Origin of the sequence: Streptomyces sp. 130 (assembly GCF_007096885.1) — a bacterium.
Taxonomy (GTDB): domain Bacteria; phylum Actinomycetota; class Actinomycetes; order Streptomycetales; family Streptomycetaceae; genus Streptomyces.
In genome coordinates this window covers 1-18359 of sequence record NZ_VJNO01000007.1, presented here as the reverse complement: position 1 = coordinate 18359, position 18359 = coordinate 1, and the positions used below count along the sequence as shown (strand labels likewise).

14 protein-coding genes and 1 pseudogene are annotated in these 18359 nt (G+C 73.7%); 6 read left to right on the top strand and 9 right to left on the bottom strand.

Going from position 1 to position 18359, the window contains the following annotated elements; translation table 11 throughout:
* Positions 1–18 precede the first annotated feature (18 nt).
* A complete protein-coding gene (locus FKN01_RS08390; RefSeq protein ID WP_143618059.1) occupies positions 19–747 on the bottom strand; it encodes a 3'-5' exonuclease in 729 nt (242 codons plus the stop codon).
* A gap of 67 nt (positions 748–814) precedes the next feature.
* Positions 815–2047, bottom strand: coding sequence for an SAV2148 family HEPN domain-containing protein (locus FKN01_RS08385; RefSeq protein WP_018100654.1), 1233 nt, complete (start codon positions 2045–2047; stop codon positions 815–817).
* Between the two features lie 373 nt (positions 2048–2420).
* On the opposite strand from FKN01_RS08385, the gene glgX reads away from it, so the two are divergent.
* Both glgX and treY read left to right on the top strand, forming a co-directional pair.
* Complete coding sequence (gene glgX, locus FKN01_RS08380) at positions 2421–4589, top strand: glycogen debranching protein GlgX (protein ID WP_143618057.1); 2169 nt, start codon at positions 2421–2423, stop codon at positions 4587–4589.
* A 126-nt stretch (positions 4590–4715) separates the two neighbouring features.
* The gene (gene treY / locus FKN01_RS08375) at positions 4716–7082 is read left to right on the top strand and encodes a malto-oligosyltrehalose synthase (RefSeq protein WP_143618055.1); all 2367 of its coding nucleotides are present in this window, start codon (positions 4716–4718) and stop codon (positions 7080–7082) included.
* Positions 7083–7142: 60 nt separating this feature from the next.
* On the opposite strand, the gene FKN01_RS08370 is transcribed toward treY, so the two are convergent.
* Positions 7143–8135 (bottom strand): cytochrome P450, encoded by a 993-nt coding sequence (locus tag FKN01_RS08370; RefSeq protein ID WP_143618052.1) that lies wholly within the window; start codon positions 8133–8135, stop codon positions 7143–7145.
* 201 nt (positions 8136–8336) lie between these two features.
* Between FKN01_RS08370 and FKN01_RS08360 the strand changes: the two are divergent.
* Positions 8337–8639, top strand: a pseudogene (locus FKN01_RS08360) (dihydrolipoyl dehydrogenase); the annotation flags it as partial.
* Between the two features lie 9 nt (positions 8640–8648).
* On the opposite strand, the gene FKN01_RS08355 reads toward FKN01_RS08360, so the two are convergent.
* Entirely contained in the window at positions 8649–9215 is a 567-nt protein-coding gene (locus FKN01_RS08355; protein WP_143618050.1) for a DUF1707 and FHA domain-containing protein, read from the bottom strand.
* A gap of 165 nt (positions 9216–9380) precedes the next feature.
* Here FKN01_RS08355 and FKN01_RS08350 point away from each other — a divergent pair, with 165 nt between their 5' ends.
* Positions 9381–10337: a GNAT family N-acetyltransferase gene (locus tag FKN01_RS08350; protein WP_143618048.1), complete on the top strand. Its 957-nt coding sequence runs from the start codon at positions 9381–9383 to the stop codon at positions 10335–10337.
* Positions 10338–10406: 69 nt separating this feature from the next.
* Positions 10407–12167 (top strand): malto-oligosyltrehalose trehalohydrolase, encoded by a 1761-nt coding sequence (gene treZ / locus FKN01_RS08345; RefSeq protein WP_143618046.1) that lies wholly within the window; start codon positions 10407–10409, stop codon positions 12165–12167.
* Between the two features lie 13 nt (positions 12168–12180).
* Here treZ and FKN01_RS08340 read toward each other — a convergent pair whose 3' ends face one another.
* From FKN01_RS08340 to FKN01_RS08320, 5 genes are all read right to left on the bottom strand, one after another.
* Complete coding sequence (locus tag FKN01_RS08340; RefSeq protein WP_143618044.1) at positions 12181–13308, bottom strand: aminopeptidase P family protein; 1128 nt, start codon at positions 13306–13308, stop codon at positions 12181–12183.
* Between the two features lie 135 nt (positions 13309–13443).
* Complete coding sequence (locus FKN01_RS08335) at positions 13444–14343, bottom strand: LysR family transcriptional regulator (protein WP_143618042.1); 900 nt, start codon at positions 14341–14343, stop codon at positions 13444–13446.
* A gap of 65 nt (positions 14344–14408) precedes the next feature.
* On the bottom strand, positions 14409–15602 hold the full coding sequence (locus FKN01_RS08330) for a glycine C-acetyltransferase (RefSeq protein ID WP_143618040.1): 1194 nt from the start codon (positions 15600–15602) through the stop codon (positions 14409–14411).
* Between the two features lie 27 nt (positions 15603–15629).
* A complete protein-coding gene (gene tdh, locus FKN01_RS08325; protein ID WP_143618037.1) occupies positions 15630–16658 on the bottom strand; it encodes an L-threonine 3-dehydrogenase in 1029 nt (342 codons plus the stop codon).
* Positions 16659–16895: 237 nt separating this feature from the next.
* Positions 16896–17342, bottom strand: a complete 447-nt coding sequence (locus FKN01_RS08320) for a MarR family winged helix-turn-helix transcriptional regulator (protein ID WP_143618035.1) — start codon at positions 17340–17342, stop codon at positions 16896–16898.
* A gap of 232 nt (positions 17343–17574) precedes the next feature.
* Between FKN01_RS08320 and FKN01_RS08315 the strand changes: the two genes are divergently transcribed.
* Complete coding sequence (locus tag FKN01_RS08315; protein ID WP_143618033.1) at positions 17575–18195, top strand: L-threonylcarbamoyladenylate synthase; 621 nt, start codon at positions 17575–17577, stop codon at positions 18193–18195.
* The last annotated feature ends 164 nt before the right edge of the window (positions 18196–18359 follow it).

Here is an 18359-nt window from a genome sequence, read left to right as displayed (position 1 = left end):
CGGATGGAACACCCGCCGTCAGGCGGTCGTGCGCACCGGCTCCCTGAGCGGCCACTGGCCGTCCACCACCGCGTCCGGGGAGCCCTTGCGGCGGAGGAAGTCCTGGAAGTCCGCCGCCCACTTCGCGTGCCAGGTGATCTGGCGGGCGTGCAGCGCGTCCGCCGGGAGTTCGGCGACGACGCGGTGGCGGGCGGCTATCGCGTACGCCACCCGGACCGCGGCCAGCGCGTCCGCCGCCGCGTCGTGGGCGCCGCCGTGGACCACGCCGTACTCGACGCAGACCGCCTCCAGATTGCGCTTGCCCTTGCGGTAGCGGTCGACCGCGCGGTCGATGGTGTACGGATCGATGACGGGGCCGATGGGCGCGCCGTCCAGCCGGTCGGCGAGCGGGGTCAGTCCGTGGCGGTGCAGTTCGGCGGTGAGCAGCGTCAGGTCGAAGGCGGCGTTGTACGCGACGACCGGGACGCCCCGGCGCCAGTAGCCGGCCAGCGTGTCGGCGATCTCGTCGGCCACCTCGCGGGCGGGCCGGCCCTCCGCCGCCGCCCGCTCGCTGCTGATGCCGTGGATCGCGGACGCCTGGGCCGGGATGCGGATGCCCGGGTCGGCCAGCCAGGTGTGCCGGGCCGCCGGCTCACCGTCCCGGTCGTCCACCGCGATGACCGCGGCCGTCACGATCCGGGCCTCCAGCGGGTCCGTCCCCGTCGTCTCCAGATCGAAGCCGACCAGCGCGTGCCGGTGCCAGCTCATCCCGTACCTCCTTCATGGTGCTCCCCCGGATGACGACCACCCTCGCACGGGCCACTGACAACGCCGCTCAGGAGACCGGCCGGGAGTCCGTCCACACCGACTCGAACTCCTCGCGGTACGTCTCGAACAGCCCGTGTTCGTACCCCTGCCCCGCCCGGACCACCGCACGCCCGCCGCCGCGCAGCACCAGCACCGGCGCCTCCATGCCGCGCGCCCGGCGCAGATAGGTCTGGACGACCCCGACCGCGTCGGCCCCGTCGCCGTCCACCAGATAGGCCGTGAAGCGCGGGGTCTCGTCGAAGACGTGGATCTGGAAGGCGTCCGGGTCGCGGAGCTTGGCGCGCACCCGGCGGGTGTGCAGGATGTTCATCTCGACGGACCGGCTCAGCTCGCCCTTCTTCAGGCCGAGCTCCCGCTCACGGCGTTTGACCGCGCTGCTGGCCGGGTTGATGAAGAGCAGCCGGATGCGGCATCCCGACTCGGCGAGCCGGATGAGGCGGCGTCCGGAGAAGTTCTGCACCAGCAGGTTGAGCCCGATGCCGATCGCGTCGAGCCGCCGGGCGTCGCCGAACAGGTCCTCGGCGGGCAGCTGGCGCTGGAGGCGCACCCGGTCGGAGTGGACGGAGACCACGTCCGCGTACCGGTCGCCGACCAGCTCCTCGACGGCGTCGACCGGAAGCCGGTCGGCGGAGGGCACCCCCGCGCCGCTGCCCAGCATCTCCAGGAGCCGGGCGGAGGCCCGCTCGGCCTGGGCGAGCACCGCCTCGTTGAGCGCGCGGTTGCGGGAGACGACGTTGCGGGCGACCTCCAGCTCGTCGAGTGCCAGTTCGACATCGCGGCGGTCGTCGAAGTACGGCTCGAAGCAGGGCCAGTGCTGGACCATCAGCTCGCGGAGCTGGGGCAGCGTGAGGAAGCTGAGGACGTTGTCGTCGGCCGGGTCGAGCAGATAGCCCTTGCGGCGGGAGACCTCGCGCACGGCGACCGCGCGCTGCACCCACTCCTGGCCGGCGGGCCCGGCGGCGGCCACCACCCAGTCCTCGCCGTGCACGGGCTCGTAGATCGGCCGGAGCACCGCCGCGACGACGGCGCGCAGCCGCTGTTCGACCAGATTCAGCCAGATATAGGCGCGCCCGGCCCGCTGGGCGCGCGTGCGCACCTCGCTCCAGGCGTCGGCGTCCCAGTCCAGCTCCGCGCCGATCTCCAGGGGCTGTGCCAGCGATACCGCCCCGGGCGGGACCTCGGCCACGTCCCCCTCGTGACCCGCGTCACCCGGGGGCAGCTCGAACCCTCCCGAGCTCACCCACGCACCGCCTTCCACTCCCCCACCAACGATCAAGGAAGGGTACTCCGGGAGCGGGAGCCGGTGCAGCCGGATGCGCAGGCTCCTTTACCAACTCCCCATGGAATCAAACACGTTCCGGTCGGCGGGTTCGACGGGAGTGAGCGGATTCATAGTGATTAAACACCCCAGCGAGGACCGGGAACCGGACAGCCGCGGACCGGGGGCGATCCGAGGCCGGTTCCGGGCGACACGGAGAGGCACGAGGTTGACCGACGGGCCGACGTCCTAGGTAAGGGGCACTCTTTCGGGGAAGATCTGGGACGACGGGCCCCGCGACCAGGCGGCCCGCGTTCCCCAGGGCGACCGCGGCAGGACGGGAAGAGTCGAATCCATGCAGGTGTGGCCGGGACAGGCGTACCCGCTCGGTGCCACGTACGACGGCGCCGGGACCAATTTCGCGGTCTTCTCGGAGGCCGCCCACCGAATCGAGTTGTGCCTGCTGCACGACGACGGTTCCGAGACGGCGGTGGAGCTGAGAGAGACCGACGCGTTCGTCCGGCACGCGTATCTGCCCGGGGTGATGCCCGGTCAGCGCTACGGCTTCCGCGTGCACGGCCCGTACGAGCCGGAGCGGGGCATCCGGTGCAACTCCGCCAAGCTGCTCCTGGACCCGTACGCCCGTGCGGTGTCCGGGCGGATCAAGTGGGGCGAGGCGGTCTACGGCTACCCGTTCGGGAAGCCCGACGCGCGCAACGACCTCGACTCCGCCCCGCACACCATGTCCTCGGTCGTGGTGAACCCGTACTTCGACTGGGGCGACGACCGGCGCCCCCGTACGGACTACCACCGCACGGTGATCTACGAGGCCCATGTGAAGGGCCTGACGATGCTCCATCCGGGGCTGCCCAAGGAGCTGCGCGGCACGTACGCCGGGCTGGCGCACCCGGAGATCATCGCCCATCTCACCGAGCTGGGCGTCACCGCGATCGAGCTGATGCCGGTGCACCAGTTCGTGCAGGACCACCGCCTCGCGGACGCGGGGCTCGCCAACTACTGGGGCTACAACACGATCGGCTTCTTCGCCCCGCACAACGCGTACGCCTCCTGGGGCGACCGGGGCGAGCAGGTCCTGGAGTTCAAGCAGGCGGTGCGGGCCCTGCACCAGGCGGGCATCGAGGTCATCCTCGACGTGGTCTACAACCACACCGCCGAGGGCAACCACCTGGGGCCCACGCTCTCCTTCCGGGGGCTCGACAATGCCTCGTACTACCGGCTGACCGACGACCAGCGGTACTACATGGACACCACGGGCACCGGGAACTCGCTGCTCATGCGGTCGCCGCACGTGCTCCAGATGATCATGGACTCGCTGCGGTACTGGGTGACCGAGATGCATGTGGACGGCTTCCGCTTCGACCTGGCGGCCACACTGGCCCGGCAGTTCCACGAGGTGGACCGGCTGTCGTCGTTCTTCGACCTGGTGCAGCAGGACCCGGTGGTCAGCCAGGTGAAGCTGATCGCCGAGCCGTGGGACGTCGGCGAGGGCGGTTACCAGGTGGGCAACTTCCCGCCGCTGTGGACCGAGTGGAACGGCAAGTACCGCGACACGGTCCGCGACCTGTGGCGGGGCGAGCCCCGCACGCTGGCCGAGTTCGCCGGGCGGCTGACCGGGTCCTCCGACCTGTACCAGGACGACGGGCGGCGCCCGCTCGCCTCGATCAACTTCACCACCTGCCACGACGGCTTCACGCTGCACGACCTGGTCTCGTACAACGACAAGCACAACGAGGCCAACGGCGAGGGCAACCGGGACGGCGAGAGCCACAACCGTTCGTGGAACTGCGGCGCCGAGGGCGAGACGGACCGGGCCGAGGTGCTGGAGCTGCGCGAGCGTCAGATGCGCAACTTCATCGCCACGCTGATGCTGTCGCAGGGCGTGCCGATGCTCAGTCACGGCGACGAGTTCGGGCGTACCCAGCGGGGCAACAACAACGCCTACTGCCAGGACAACGAGCTGTCGTGGGTGCACTGGCCCGAACCGGCCGCCGCGGTGGGCGAGGACGGCGAGGACGAGGACGCCGGGCCGGACGGCGAAGCCCGGGGCATGAGCCTGCTCGAATTCACCCGGGCGATGGTGTGGCTCCGCCGCGACCACCCGGTCTTCCGCCGCCGCAGGTTCTTCCACGGCCGCCCGGTGGAGGGCACGCACGACGAGCTGTCCGACATCGCCTGGTTCACGCCCGAGGGCCGGGAGATGACCCAGCGGGACTGGCAGGCCGCCCACGCCAAGGCCCTGACGGTGTTCCTGAACGGGCACGCCATCTCGGAGCCGGGGCCGCGCGGGGAGCGGATCTCCGACGACTCGTTCCTGCTGATGTTCAACGCGAGCGCCGAGACCCTGGAATTCGCGGTGCCCGTCAACCACGGCCGGCAGTGGCACGCCGTGGTGGACACCGCGCGCCCGGCGGGGGTGCTGCCCGGGGCCGGGCCGAAGGTGGCGGCGGGCGATCGGGTGACGCTGGTGGGCCGGAGCATGGTGGTGCTGCAACGGCCGGCCTGACCGGTCTCGCGGGACCGCCCGCGCCACCCCGCCGGGCCCAGGGCCTGTCCGGCCCCGATCCGCCGGACAGGCCCTTGTGCCGGGCGGGGTGACACAGCCGGCCCCGATGTGGGTACGAAGCCTTCCATGACGCCTACCGCCACGTACCGGCTCCAGCTCCAGCCGGAGTTCCCGTTCCGCGCCGCCGAGGACGCCGTGCCGTACCTCGCCTCGCTCGGCGTCTCCCATCTGCACCTCTCCCCGGTCCTGGAAGCGGTGCCGGGCTCCCGGCACGGCTACGACGTCACCGACCACGGCCGGGTCCGGGCCGAGCTGGGCGGTGAGGAGGGGCTGCGCCGCCTCGCGCGCACCGCCCGGGAGCACGGCCTCGGCCTGGTCCTGGACATCGTGCCCAACCACATGGCGGCCGACCCCGTCCACAACCACGCCCTGCGCGAGGTGCTGCGCGAGGGCCCTCAGTCCCCGTACGCCCGGTGGTTCGACATCGACTGGGCGGCCGGCGACGGGCGGATGCTGCTGCCGGTGCTGGGCGGCCGGATCGGCGACGAGATGGCGCGGATGCGGGTCGACGGCGAGGTGCTGCGCTACGGCGAGCAGGAGTTCCCGCTGCGCGAGGGCACCGCCCGCCTGCCGCTCCCCGAGCTGCTGGACGCCCAGCACTACCGGCTCGGCTGGTGGCGGCTGGCCCGCACCGAGCTGAACTACCGGCGGTTCTTCACCATCTCGGACCTGATCGGGGTGCGCGTCGAGGACCCGGAGGTCTTCGCCGCCACCCACGGCAAGATCCTCGAACTGGTCCGGGACGGGGTGGCCGACGGTCTGCGGATCGACCACCCGGACGGTCTCGCCGACCCGGCCGGCTATCTGGAACGGCTCTCCGAGGCGAGCGGCCGGGTGTGGACGGTGGTGGAGAAGATCCTCACCGGCTCCGAGCGGCTGCCGGCCGGCTGGGCCGTCGCCGGGACCACCGGCTACGACGCGCTGTACCGGATCGACGGCCTCTTCACCGACCCCCGGGGCGCCGCCGAGCTGCTGGGCCACTACCGCGAGGCCGCGTCCCCGGCCGGTGACCGGGGCGGCCACTGGACGGCGACCGTGCGCCGGGCCGCGTACCGCGTCGTCACCCATGAACTGGCGGCGGAGACCGAGCTGCTGACCCGCCTCGCCTCCCGGATCTGCGCCGGCGACCCCGCGCTGCGCGACCACGCCCCCTGGGCGCTGCGCACCGCCATCCGCGAGCTGCTGGTCCGCGTCCCGGTCTACCGCCCGTACGTGACGGCGGGCGGCCTCTGCTCCGAGGCCGCGGAGGCGACGCTCGACGCGACGACGGTGAGCGACGCCAAGGCGGTGTTCGCGGTACGTGAGGAGGCGTCGGCGGTCGACGTGGTGCGGGATCTGGCGCTCGGGCGGCTGGGGGGCGGCGGGGACCGGGCGGCGTTCTGCGCCCGGTTCGCGCAGACCGCGTCCGCGCTGCGGGCGAAGGCGGTCGAGGACACCGCGTACTACCGCTATCTGCCGCTGATCTCGGCCAACGAGGTGGGCGGCGACCCGGGGCACCCGGCCGTCGAGCCGGAGGACTTCCACGCCTTCTGCGCCCGGCTCGCCCGCGACTGGCCCGCCACCGGGACGGCCCTGACGACGCATGACACCAAGCGCAGCGCCGATGTGCGGGCGGGCATCGCGGTGCTGTCCCAGTGCCCCGGGCGGTGGGCGGGACTGGTGGCGGGGCTCGGGCGGTCCGCCCAGGCGGCGCCCGATCCGCAGCTGGCCTGGCAGGCGTGGCAGACGGCGGTCGGCTGCGCGGGCATCCCGGCCGACGAGCGGGCGGCGCGGCTGGAGCCGGCGCTGCTGAAGGCGGTGCGCGAGTCGGGCCTGTTCACCAGCTGGACGGAGCCCGATCCGGTGTACGAGCGGATGGCGTCGGACTTCGTGGCCGCCGGGCCGGCCGCGGACGCCGGCCCGGTGCGGTCCCTAGTGGAGGAGTTCGCCGCGCCGCTCGCCGCGCATGTGCGGGCGCAGTCGCTGGGCGCGGCGCTGGTGCACCTGACGATGCCGGGGGTGCCGGATCTCTACCAGGGCACCGAACGCACGTATCTGGCCCTGGTCGACCCGGACAACCGGCGGCCGTTCCGGGAGCCGTCGCCGGACGAGCCCGTCGACGAGAAGGCCGAGCTGACCGGAGTGGCGCTGCGGCTGCGCCGGGAGCGGCCCGCGGTGTTCGGCGAGTCGGGCACGTACGCCCCGCTGCGCGCCTCGGGCCCGGCGGCCTCGCACTGCCTGGCCTTCTGCCGCTCCGGCGAGGTCGTCACGGCGGTGACCCGGCTGTCGCTGCGGCTCGCGGAGTCGGGCGGCTGGCGGGGCACCCGGCTGGCCCTGCCGGACGAGGGCGTGTGGCGGGACCTCCTCGCGCCGGGCCGCACCTTCGCGGGCGGCACGGCGGAGGTGGCGGAGCTCTTCGCGGACCGCCCGGTGGCGTTGCTGGTACGCGGGTGAGGCTGGGGGCCTGTCGTCCAGCTGCCGTCGAGCGGCAGACGGCAGCTGGACGACAGGCCCTCAGCCGGGCCGGACGAGGAGGGAGCGCGGGCCCCTCGTGAGCAGGCCGGTGGCGGCCGGGCGGAAGCCCTCCGCCCAGCGGAGCCGGGGCATCGCGTCGAGCAGGGCGCGCAGCCCCTGTTCGGCCTCCAGCCGGCTGAGCGCCACGGCCGGGCAGCCCGGCGGGCCGGTCAGCGTGCGGTCCTGGTCCGGACGGAACGGGTCGAAGGTGTCCGGGGCCGCGAACCGCCCGGGGTCGCGCGCGGCGGCCCCGACGAGGCAGGCGACGGGCGCCCGCGCCGGGAGGGTGCCGCCGCTGAGGGTGACCTCGGCGACCGTGCGGCGCAGGACGACCTGGACCGGCGGGTCGCGGCGCAGCGACTCGGTCCAGGCCCGCCCGGTGAGCGCGGGTTCGATGCGCAGGGCGGCCAGCAGGTCGGGGTCGTCCAGCAGGTTGGCGAGGAGCGAGGCGAGCACGGTCCGGCGCAGGGCGGTGTCCCGGGCGCAGGGCCCGTTCCCGGCCGGCGCGGCGGGCAGCCAGCGGCAGAACTCCTCGACCAGGTCGGCCCGGGGGCTGCGGGCGATCCGCCGGGCGAGCACATGGGCGGTGCGCTGCACGCGCTCGGCGAGGGCGCCGGGGACGGTGCCGGTCACCACGGTGTAGCGGTCGGCGGGCAGGCAGCGCGGGCTGCCGTGGCACAGACCGAGCGGCGCGGGCCCGCCCCGGGGCGCCCCGTCCTGCGGAAAGCCGGTGAACCGGGGGTCGGTGAGGGCTGCGGTCACATCGTCGTACCGGCTGATCAGCCAGGCCCCGAGGGGCGCGTCGTAACTGAGCGGGTGCTGCTCGCGCAGCATCCGGTAGAAGCGGTACGGGTCCCGGGCCGCGCCGCGCGCGAGGAGACTGGGCCCGGTGCGGGACCGGCCGGTCCCGCGCGACCCGGACCGGGTGGCGTGGGCGCGTGGCTCGGGCGAGGTGGTCGGGGCGGGTATGTCTCGGGGCGCGTCTGCCTGCATGGCGGTTCCCCCGGGAGAGTCGGTACGCCGGTGGACGGCGCGGTCCCTCTCAGGGCATCACCTGAACGGTCGCGTCGCAGTCGGCGCGCGGCCGTCCGGGTGACAAAGGGGGCACCTCGCCGGTGCTCCGGATGCCGGCCAGCAGGTCGGTGAACGCCGCCGCCGCGCCGGTCAGCGGGACGCGGGAGAAGACCGCCGGCGGCGCGCGAGGCGGGCCACGACGTGGTGGTCAACACCATGCCGCTGACCGCGGTCGCCAAGGGCATGGTGCACGGGCAGGGCGGCCTGGTGAAGGTGGTCGCGGAACGGGCCGGGCGGGTGCTCGGCGTGCACCTGGTCGGGCCGCACGTCTCGGAGATGATCGCCGAGTCCCAGCGGATCGTCGGCTGGGAGGCGGAACCCTTCGACGTCGCCCGGCACATCCACCCGCACCCGACGCTCTCCGAGGCGGTCGGCGAGTCCTTCCTCACCCTGGCGGGCCGGGGGCTGCACCAGCGGGCGTGAGCGGGTGCGTCAGGCGGGCGGCCGGAGCGTGGGCGCGGAGAGACGGAACATCATGCGGCCGAAGCTCACCTGGTCGCCCTCGCGGACCGGGACCGTGCCGGTGACGCGCTGGCCGTTGACGCAGGTGCCGTTGGTCGAGCCGAGGTCCCGCAGCAGCCAGCGGTCGCCGTGCGCGGTCAGCTCCGCGTGCATCCGGGAGACGGTCTCGTGGCTGAGCCGCAGTCCGTTGCCCGGGTCGCGGCCGATGAGCAGGGGGTGCGGGCTGGGGGCGGGCAGCAGCAGCTTGGGCAGCCGCTCCGCGCGCCACGCCCGGCGGACCCGCTCGGGAAAGCCGGACACCCCGCCGACGACACGCAGCAGCCCCCGCGACCAACGGCCTTCGCGTTCCAGGTCCTTGGTGAGGGCTTCCAGCTCCTCGGGACGGCTGGTCGTCAGCGCCACCTCCATGCGCCGCATGAAGGTGTCCTGGGAGAGCTTGCCCTGGGCGGCGCCCTCCCGGAGCACACCGAGAACACGGTCGCGCTGCGCGTCGGACAGGCGCGCGGTGGGCGTGTGGTACTCGAACGGGGACGTCACGGCTCGATTGTCGGTCCGACGGCCCCGGGGTGTCCAGAAGAACCCCGCTTTCCGGCCCCTCTGACCTGCACCGGATAACCGCGGGCGGCCCGCGCGGAACGTTGCTAGGGTCGGCCGCTGTCGTCCGGGGACCGCCGTGACGCACCCCTTCGTCCTTGGAGCTCAGTGCCCGACGCACCGCTTGACCTGACCATCCGTCCGCTGACCGGCCCCGGGGAGCTGGAGCTCTTCCGCCGGCTCCCCTACGTCCTCGACCACGAGCTCGCGGACGATCTCGCCACGGGCCGCCGCCGTCCGGAATGGATGTGGGTCGCGCTGCGCGGCGACCGGGTGGTGGCGCGGGTCGCCTGGTGGAGCAGGGACGGCGCGGCACCGCTGCTGCTCGACTTCTTCGACCTGGACGACACGCTGCCCCTCGCCGAGCGCGAGGAGGCCGGGCTGCGGCTGGTCGAGGCGGCGACCGCCGCCGTCGTCCCGGCCGGTGCGCCGCGCCCCGAGTACGGGCGGTTCGTGCCGGGCGACTGGCGCGAGGACCCGGCCGTCCGCGAGGCCGTCGAAGCCCGGATCAGGGTCATGGAGCGCACCGGGGCCCGGATGCTCGTGGAGCGGCTGCGCCTGGAGTGGCGCGCGGGGACCGCGGTGCCGGCCGCGAGCGGGCGGCTGCGATTCCGGCCGCTGGCGGGGCGCGAGGACCTGCTCGCGCTGATGACGCCGGTGATGGAGGGCACCCTCGACGCGCACGGGCAGCGGGACCTGGCCTCCGGCCTGACGCCGCGCCAGGCCGCCGAGAAGCATTACGACGAGGAGCTGGCCGGGTACGCGACGCCCCGGGAATGGTGGCGTGCCGCCGAGCTTCCGGACGGCGAGCCCGTCGGCTTCGTGATCCCGGCCCGTAACGACTACAACCCGGTCATCGCGTACATCGGCGTGCTGCCCGCCCACCGCGGCCATGGCTACATCGACGACATCCTCGCCGAGGGAACGCGGATACTGGCCGCGCAGGACGGGGTGGAGCGCGTCCGGGCGGCGACGGACGTCGGCAACGTGCCGATGGCGAAGGCGTTCGCCCGGCTGGGCTACGTCAATTTCGAGCGCGCCTTCGACATGGTGTGGGACGGCTGACGGCCGCCTCGCCGCCGTAGCACGATGGGCCGGGGCGACGACCGGGCCCCGGGAGCGAGGGAGTGCTGCATGTTGTTCGAGGTATGGGCGCCCGACGCGGGGTCGGCCGCGCTGCGGCTGGCGGGCGGACTGCGGCCCATGGAGCCCGATCCGGACCGGCCCGGATGGTGGACCGCCGAGGCGGAGGCGGTGGACGGCGACCGGTACGGTTTCGCCCTGGACGGCGGTCCGGTGCGCCCCGACCCCCGCTCGCGCCGCCAGCCGGACGGCCCCCACGGCGAGTCGGCGGTGGTCGACCACGACGCGTACCCCTGGCGCTCGCAGTGGGCGGGGCGCGAGCTGCCGGGCGCGGTCCTCTACGAGCTGCACATCGGCACGTTCACGGACGAGGGCACGTTCGACGCGGCGGCGGCCCGGCTCGGGCATCTCGCGGAGCTGGGCATCACCCATGTGTCGCTGATGCCGGTCTGCCCGTTCCCCGGGGTGCACGGCTGGGGGTACGAGGGCGTGTCGCTGTGGGCCGTCCACGAGCCGTACGGCGGGCCGGAAGGGCTCAAGCGCTTCGTCGACACGGCGCACGGTCTCGGGCTGGCCGTCGTGCTGGACGTCGTCCACAACCATCTGGGCCCGTCCGGGAACTACCTCCCCGTGTTCGGCCCGTACTTCACCGAAACGCACCACACCCCGTGGGGCGCGGCGGTCAACCTGGACGCGCCGGGCTCCGACGAGGTGCGGGCGTACCTGCTGGGCAGCGCGCTCGCCTGGCTGCGCGACTACCGGCTCGACGGGCTGCGGCTCGACGCGGTGCACGCCCTGGCCGACACCCGGGCGCTGACGTATCTGGAGGAGCTGTCCGCGGCGGCCGACGCGCTCTCCGCCGAGCTGGGGCGCCCGCTGCCGCTGATCGCCGAGTCCGATCTGTGCGACCCGCGCACCACGACCCCGCGCGCGGAGGGCGGGCTCGGGCTGCACGCGCAGTGGAACGACGACTTCCACCACTGCCTGCACACCGCGCTCACCGGCGAGTCCCAGGGGTACTACGCGGACTTCGCGACCGCCCCGCTGGCCGGGCTCGCCAAGACGATGACGAGCGCCTTCTTCCACAACGGCACGTATTCCAGCTTCCGGGGCCGTACGCACGGCCGCCCCGTCGACGTCACCCGCAGCGCCGCCCACCGCTTCGTGGGATACGCCCAGACCCACGACCAGATCGGCAACCGGGCCCTCGGCGACCGGCTCGCCGCCTCCCTCTCCCCCGGGCTGCTGGCCTGCGCGGCGGCCCTCGTGCTGACCGGCCCCTTCACGCCGATGCTGTTCATGGGCGAGGAGTGGGGCGCCCGCACCCCGTGGCAGTTCTTCACCGACCACACGGACCCGGAGCTGGCGGAGGCCGTACGCACGGGCAGGCGGCGGGAGTTCGGGGCGCACGGCTGGGCCGAGGAGGAGATCCCGGACCCGCAGGACCCGGCCACCCGGGCCCGCTCCTGCCTGGACTGGGACGAGCCGGGCCGCGAGCCGCACGCCCGGCTGCTCGCCTGGTACCGCGAGCTGATCGCCCTGCGCCGCACCCTGCCGGACCTGCGCGACCCGGACCTGGCGAGCGTCAAGGCGGCGTACGACGACGGGGCGCGGTGGCTCGCGGTGCGCCGGGGCGACCTGCGGATCGCGGTCAACCTGAACGCGGAGCCGGCCGCGATCCCGCTGGGCAACGGGCGGCACCGGGGCGGCCCGGGCCGGGTGCTCGCCGCGTGGCTGCCGGTGGACCCGCCCGGTCCTGACGGGACGCTGCACCTGCCGCCGGAGTCCTGCGTGGTCCTCTCCGACGACTGACCGGCCGCCTCTCCTACTCGACGATCGCGAGTTCGCGGGCGGTGGCGTTGAGGCGGCGCCCGCCGTCCTCGGTGACGGTCACGATGTCCTCGATGCGGACGCCGAACCGGCCCGGCAGATAGATGCCGGGCTCCACCGAGAAGCACATGCCGGGCACGAGCGGCTGCTCCTCGCCCTCGATCATGTACGGCGGTTCGTGGGTGGTGACGCCGATGCCGTGGCCGGTGCGGTGGATGAAGCGTTCCCCGTAACCGAATTCGGTGATGACCGCGCGGGCGGCCCGGTCGATCTCCTGGCAGGCGACTCCGGGGCGCACCGCGGCGCAGCCCGCCTCCTGCGCCTCGCGCACGATGTCGTGGACCCGCTGCTCCTCGGCGGTGGGTTCGCCGACGTGGACGGTACGGGAGGTGTCGGAGCCGTAGCCGTGCATGAGGCCGCCGAAGTCGAGGACGACCATGTCGCCGTGCTCGATGGTGCGGCTCCCCGCCTCGTGGTGCGGGTTGGCGCCGTTGGGGCCGGAGCCGACGACGGTGAAGTCGACCTGGGAGTGCCCGTGCTCGGTGAGGAGCCGGGCCAGGTCCGCGGCGACGTCGGTCTCCTTGCGCCCCGAGAAGCGGACCTTCAGGATCTCCTCGTACGCGGCGTCGGCGGCGGCCCCGGCGGCGGCCAGCCGTGCCAGCTCGTGGGCGTCCTTCACCGCGCGCAGCATCGGCAGCGCCTGGGTGAGCGAGGCGTACGAAGTGCCGGGCAGGCGCTGCTGGAGGCCGAGGAGGTGCATCGCCCAGGCGTTGTCGCTGATCCCGAACCGGCCCCGCTCGTCCAGCAGCGGCGCGGTGACCTCGTACGGGTCCTTGCCGTCCGTCCAGTCGCGCAGGGTCAGGGCGGGGGCGCCGACGGCCTTCTCCGCGTCCGGTGCCTCCAGCGTCGGCACGACGAGCACGGGGTCCCGGTCCGCCGCGATCACGAGGAGGGTGAGGCGTTCGGTGTCGGCGGGCGGCGCGTAGCCCGTGAGGTGGACCATGTCGGGCCCCGGTGCGACCAGCACCCCGGCGAGCCCGGCCGCGGCGGCGCTCTCGCCCGCCCGCGCCATCCTGGCCCGGTAGTCGTCGGCGGTGAAGGGCGCGGGCTGGTTCGTGGGCATGCGGGTCCTCCTGACGGCGCGGAAAGGCCCTCCCATCCTGCCCGCCCGCCGGTGCGAGCGCGAGCGGGTCGGGGGACGGGGCCCGGGCCTTCCCGGACGACGAGGCCGGCACGGTCGCGGCCGGCCTGGACCCCTTCAGCCCGCCGCGCCCGCCAGCGCGTCCAGGACCGGTGCGATCAGCGGGTGGGCCTCCGCGCCCCGGCGCACCGCCGCGAAGACCCGGCGGGTCGGGGCGCTCCCGCGCACCGGGCGGACCACCACACCGGTCAGCGGCATGCCCTGGAGCGCGGTGCGCGGCACCAGGGCCACCCCGGCGGCGGCGCCGGCGAGGGCGACGACCGCGTGGAAGTCGTCCGAGGAGTGTTCGAGGTTCGGGGCGAATCCGGCGTACTCGCAGGCCAGGACCACCACGTCGTGGCAGGGGTTGCCGGGGTAGGGCCCGATCCAGGCGTCCTTGGCCAGTTCGGCGACGGCCACCTGCTCCTGGCCGGCCAGCCGGTGGCCCACCGGGAGCACCGCGTCGAACGGTTCCGAATAGAGGGGGACGCGGGTGAGCCGGCGGTCGTCCTCGCCCGGGGCGCCCCGGTATTCGACGGCGACGGCCACATCGACCTGGCGGTCCAGGACCATCGGGACGCTCGCGTCGCCCTCGGCGTCCTGGACGCGGACCTTGATGCCGGGGGCGGTCCGGCCGAGCGCGGCGATGGCGGGGGCGAGCACCAGCCCGATGCCGGTGGCGAACGCGGCGACCGTGACCGTACCGGCCTCGCCCGAGCCGTACGCGGCGAGCTCGGCCTCCGCCCGTTCCAGCTGGGCCAGGACCGCGTTGGTGTGGGTGAGCAGGATCTCGCCGGCCGGGGTGAGCCTGGCCCCGCGCGAGCCGCGCTCGACCAGCCGGTGGCCGGTCTCCTGCTCCAGGGCGGCGAGCTGCTGGGAGACGGCGGACGGGGTCAGGTACAGGGCGGCGGCCGCGGCGGTCACCGTGCCGTGGTCCGCCACGGCGCGCAGGACGCGCAGCCGCCGGGCATCGATCATGCGACCTATTGTCCCAGGGCGCGGGGGCGCCCTGACCGCCCCCGCGACCGTCCTGGGACCGCCCCTCAGCCCTCCAGCTCGGCGCGCGCCGCGACGAACGCGTCCACCGCGCGGTTGACGTCGTCCGTGGAGTGCGCCGCGGAGAGCTGGACGCGGATGCGGGCCGCGCCCTGGGGGACGACCGGGTAGGAGAACCCGATCACGTACACACCGCGCTCCAGGAGCAGCTCCGCCATCCGGCCTGCCTTCGCCGCGTCCCCGATCATGACGGGGGCGATGGCGTGGTCGCCGGGCAGGATGTCGAAGCCCTCCTCGGTCATCCGGGTACGGAAGAGCGCGGTGTTGGCGTTGAGCCGCTCGCGCAGCTCGCCGGCGGACTCCAGCAGGTCGACGACCTTGAGGGAGGCGGCGGCGATGACCGGGGCGAGCGAGTTGGAGAAGAGGTAGGGGCGCGAGCGCTGGCGCAGCAGGGCGACGATCTCGGCGCGGGCCGCGACGTAACCGCCGGACGCGCCGCCGAGGGCCTTGCCGAGGGTGCCGGTGATGATGTCGACGCGGTCCATGACGCCGTGCAGCTCCGGCGTACCGCGTCCGCCGGCGCCGACGAAGCCGACGGCGTGCGAGTCGTCGACCATGACCATGGCGTCGTAGCGCTCGGCCAGGTCGCAGATCTCGCGCAGCGGGGCGACGTAACCGTCCATCGAGAAGACGCCGTCGGTGACGATCAGCCGGCGCCGGGCCCCGGACGCCTCCTTGAGCTGTGTCTCCAGTTCGGCCATGTCCCGGTTGGCGTAGCGGAAGCGCTTGGCCTTGGAGAGGCGGATGCCGTCGATGATCGAGGCGTGGTTGAGGGCGTCGGAGATGACCGCGTCCTCGGCGCCGAGGAGCGTCTCGAAGACGCCGCCGTTGGCGTCGAAGCAGGAGGAGTAGAGGATCGTGTCCTCCTGGCCCAGGAAGGAGGAGAGCCGCTGCTCCAGCTCCTTGTGGACCTCCTGGGTGCCGCAGATGAAGCGGACCGAGGCCATGCCGTAGCCCCAGCGGTCCAGCGCCTCGTGCGCGGCGGCGATCACGTCGGGGTGGTCGGCGAGGCCCAGGTAGTTGTTGGCGCAGAAGTTGAGCACCTCGCCGGGGCGGCCCCCGGCGGTGACGGCCACGGTCGCGGACTGCGGGGTGCCGATGACGCGCTCGGGCTTGTGCAGCCCGGCCGCCTCGATCTCTTCGAGGGTGGTGCGCAGGTCGTCGCGTACGGAGTCGAACATGCCGGATTCCTTAAAGAGGTGAGGAGGTCAGACGGTCCAGTCGAGGATGACCTTGCCGCCGCGCCCGCTCGCCGCGTCGTCGAAGGCCGCCTCGAAGTCGCGGTAGCCGTAGCGGCCGGTGATCACGGGGGCGAGGTCGAGGCCGCCCTCCAGCAGGACGGACATGGCGTACCAGGTCTCGTACATCTCGCGGCCGTAGATGCCCTTGACCGTGATCATCGAGGTGACGATCCGGGCCCAGTCCACGGCGAACTCCTCGGCGGGGAGTCCGAGCATGGCGATCCGGCCGCCGTGCGTCATGTTCGCGATCATGTCGCGCATCGCCTCGGGGCGGCCGGACATCTCCAGGCCGATGTCGAAGCCCTCGCGCAGGCCCAGCTCCTTCTGGCCGTCGGCGATGGTGGCGTCGGCGACGTTGAGCGCCAGGCTGACGCCGACCTTGCGGGCCAGCTCCAGGCGGGCCTCGCTGACGTCGGTGATGACGACGTTGCGGGCGCCGGCGTGCTTGGCGACGGCGGCGGCCATGATGCCGATCGGGCCCGCGCCGGTGATCAGGACGTCCTCGCCGACCAGCGGGAAGGACAGCGCGGTGTGCACGGCGTTGCCGAACGGGTCGAAGATCGCGGCGATGTCGAGGTCGACGGGGACCCGGTGCACCCACACGTTGGACGCGGGCAGCGCGACGTACTCGGCGAAGGCGCCGTCGCGGCCGACGCCGAGGCCCAGCGTCGAGCGGCAGAGGTGTCGGCGGCCGGCCAGGCAGTTGCGGCACTTGCCGCAGACGAGGTGGCCCTCGCCGCTGACCAGGTCGCCGACGGCGATGTCGACGACGTCCGCGCCGATCGCGGCGACCTCGCCGACGAACTCGTGGCCGAGGACGAGCGGGGTGCTGATGGCCTGCTGCGCCCAGCCGTCGTAGTTGCGGATGTGCAGGTCGGTCCCGCAGATACCGGTGCGCAGGACCTTGATCAGTACGTCGCCGGGGCCGGTCTCGGGCTCGGGGACGTCCATCAGCCAGAGTCCGGGCTCGGCCTTCTGCTTCACGAGTGCCTTCACGGCTGCGGCTCCCTGTACGGCGTTGAGTTCCCCGGGCCGGGGGCATGCCTGAGGAAGCCTGCGGCCCGGGGAAGGATGAGGGGGACGGCGTGGCAGCGCGCTCGCACCGGCTGCCGCGCACCATCCTCCGCCGTCACGGAGAAATCTGCCGTACCCCGCGCCCCAGGTCCATCGAGGTTTTCTTAAGCGGGCCCGCAGCTCCGCTTCACGCCGCGGACGCCGGGTCCGCCGTACGGCTCAGTCGCGCGGCCAGGGCCTGCCGTCGAGGCGTTCGATGTCGCGGTTGAGCCGGGCCAGGTCGTCGGCGAAACGGGCGGCCTCCTGCGGGGTCCACTCGGCGAGGACCCGCAGCAGGCCCTCGCGGTTCTCGGCGCGGTCCTTGTCGAGGCGGCGCTCGCCCTCGTCCGTGATGACGAACTTGCGCGCGATGCCGCCGTCCGGGTCGGCGATGCGGTCGACCACACCGGCCCGGAGCATCGCGGCGGTCTGCCGGTTCAGCGTCGAGGTGTCGAGGCCGAAGGCGTCGTGCAGCTGGCCGATCGACATGGGCCCCTGGGCCCGGATGCGGCTGAGGAGGATGTACGCGCTCCGGTCGAGCCGCCCGTCGCCGCGCGAGGTGAGCAGGCTCATGTGCCGGCCGAGCAGCATCGTCTCGAACTCGATCCGGTCCACAGGCATGTCCACGCACGGCTCCCTACGACTGCGGTGCGCCTCCCCCGCCGGGACGGCGACCTCTCTGTACACATATACCACGGAATATGTGCACGATGCATGTATCGTGCATCGTGCACACACCCGCGCGGGCCCCGGCGGGTTCGGACGGCGGCCACCACTCGAACCGGTTGTCCTGCCCGCCCCCGGCCCGGACACTCCGCCGTGACGGGAACCGTCCGCCCGCCCGCCGTAGACTCGCCGGATGGCGAAGTATTTCGACGTACACCCCGAAAATCCCCAGCAGCGCACCATCACCAACGTGGCCGAAAGCATCCGCTCCGGGTCGCTCGTCGCGTATCCGACGGACTCCTGCTACGCACTCGGGTGTCAGCTCGGCAGCCGGGACGGTCTCGCCCGCATCCGGGCGATCCGCGACCTCGACGACCGCCACCACTTCACGCTGATGTGCCAGAACTTCGCCCAGCTCGGGCAGTTCGTGCACATCGACAACGACGTGTTCCGCACGGTCAAGGCGTCGACGCCCGGACAGTACACGTTCATCCTGCCCGCCACGAAGGAGGTGCCGCGCCAGCTGCTGCACCCCAAGAAGAAGACCGTCGGCGTCCGCATCCCGGACCACCCGGTCGTGCAGGCACTCCTGGGTGAGCTGGGCGAACCGCTGCTCTCCAGCACCCTGTTGCTGCCCGACGAGGCCGAACCCCTCACCCAGGGCTGGGAGATCAAGGAGCGCCTGGACCACCAGGTGGACATCGTCCTCGACTCCGGCGACTGCGGTACGGAGCCGACGACGGTCATCGACTTCTCCGGCGGCGAGCTGGAGATCGTACGGCGGGGAGCCGGCGACACCTCGCGTTTCGAGTAGCCCGGCCGGGCCACGCGGCGGGGGGGGGGCCCCCGGGGGGGGGGGCCCCCCCGCGGGGGGGGGGCGGGGGGGGGGGGGGGGGCGGGGGGGGGCCCCGGGGGGGGGGGGGGGGGGGGGGGGGGGGGGGGGGGGGGTGGGCTCGCCGCCCCCCCCGCGGGGGCGGC

Coding starts and splice junctions, on each gene's coding strand:
- FKN01_RS08340 (WP_143618044.1), bottom strand. CDS start 13,308: ATGCCCACGAACCAGCCCGCGCCCTTCACCGCCGACGACTACCGGGCC.
- treY (WP_143618055.1), top strand. CDS start 4,716: ATGACGCCTACCGCCACGTACCGGCTCCAGCTCCAGCCGGAGTTCCCG.
- FKN01_RS08330 (WP_143618040.1), bottom strand. CDS start 15,602: ATGTTCGACTCCGTACGCGACGACCTGCGCACCACCCTCGAAGAGATC.
- FKN01_RS08315 (WP_143618033.1), top strand. CDS start 17,575: ATGGCGAAGTATTTCGACGTACACCCCGAAAATCCCCAGCAGCGCACC.
- FKN01_RS08370 (WP_143618052.1), bottom strand. CDS start 8,135: ATGCAGGCAGACGCGCCCCGAGACATACCCGCCCCGACCACCTCGCCC.
- FKN01_RS08335 (WP_143618042.1), bottom strand. CDS start 14,343: ATGATCGATGCCCGGCGGCTGCGCGTCCTGCGCGCCGTGGCGGACCAC.
- treZ (WP_143618046.1), top strand. CDS start 10,407: ATGTTGTTCGAGGTATGGGCGCCCGACGCGGGGTCGGCCGCGCTGCGG.
- glgX (WP_143618057.1), top strand. CDS start 2,421: ATGCAGGTGTGGCCGGGACAGGCGTACCCGCTCGGTGCCACGTACGAC.
- FKN01_RS08390 (WP_143618059.1), bottom strand. CDS start 747: ATGAGCTGGCACCGGCACGCGCTGGTCGGCTTCGATCTGGAGACGACG.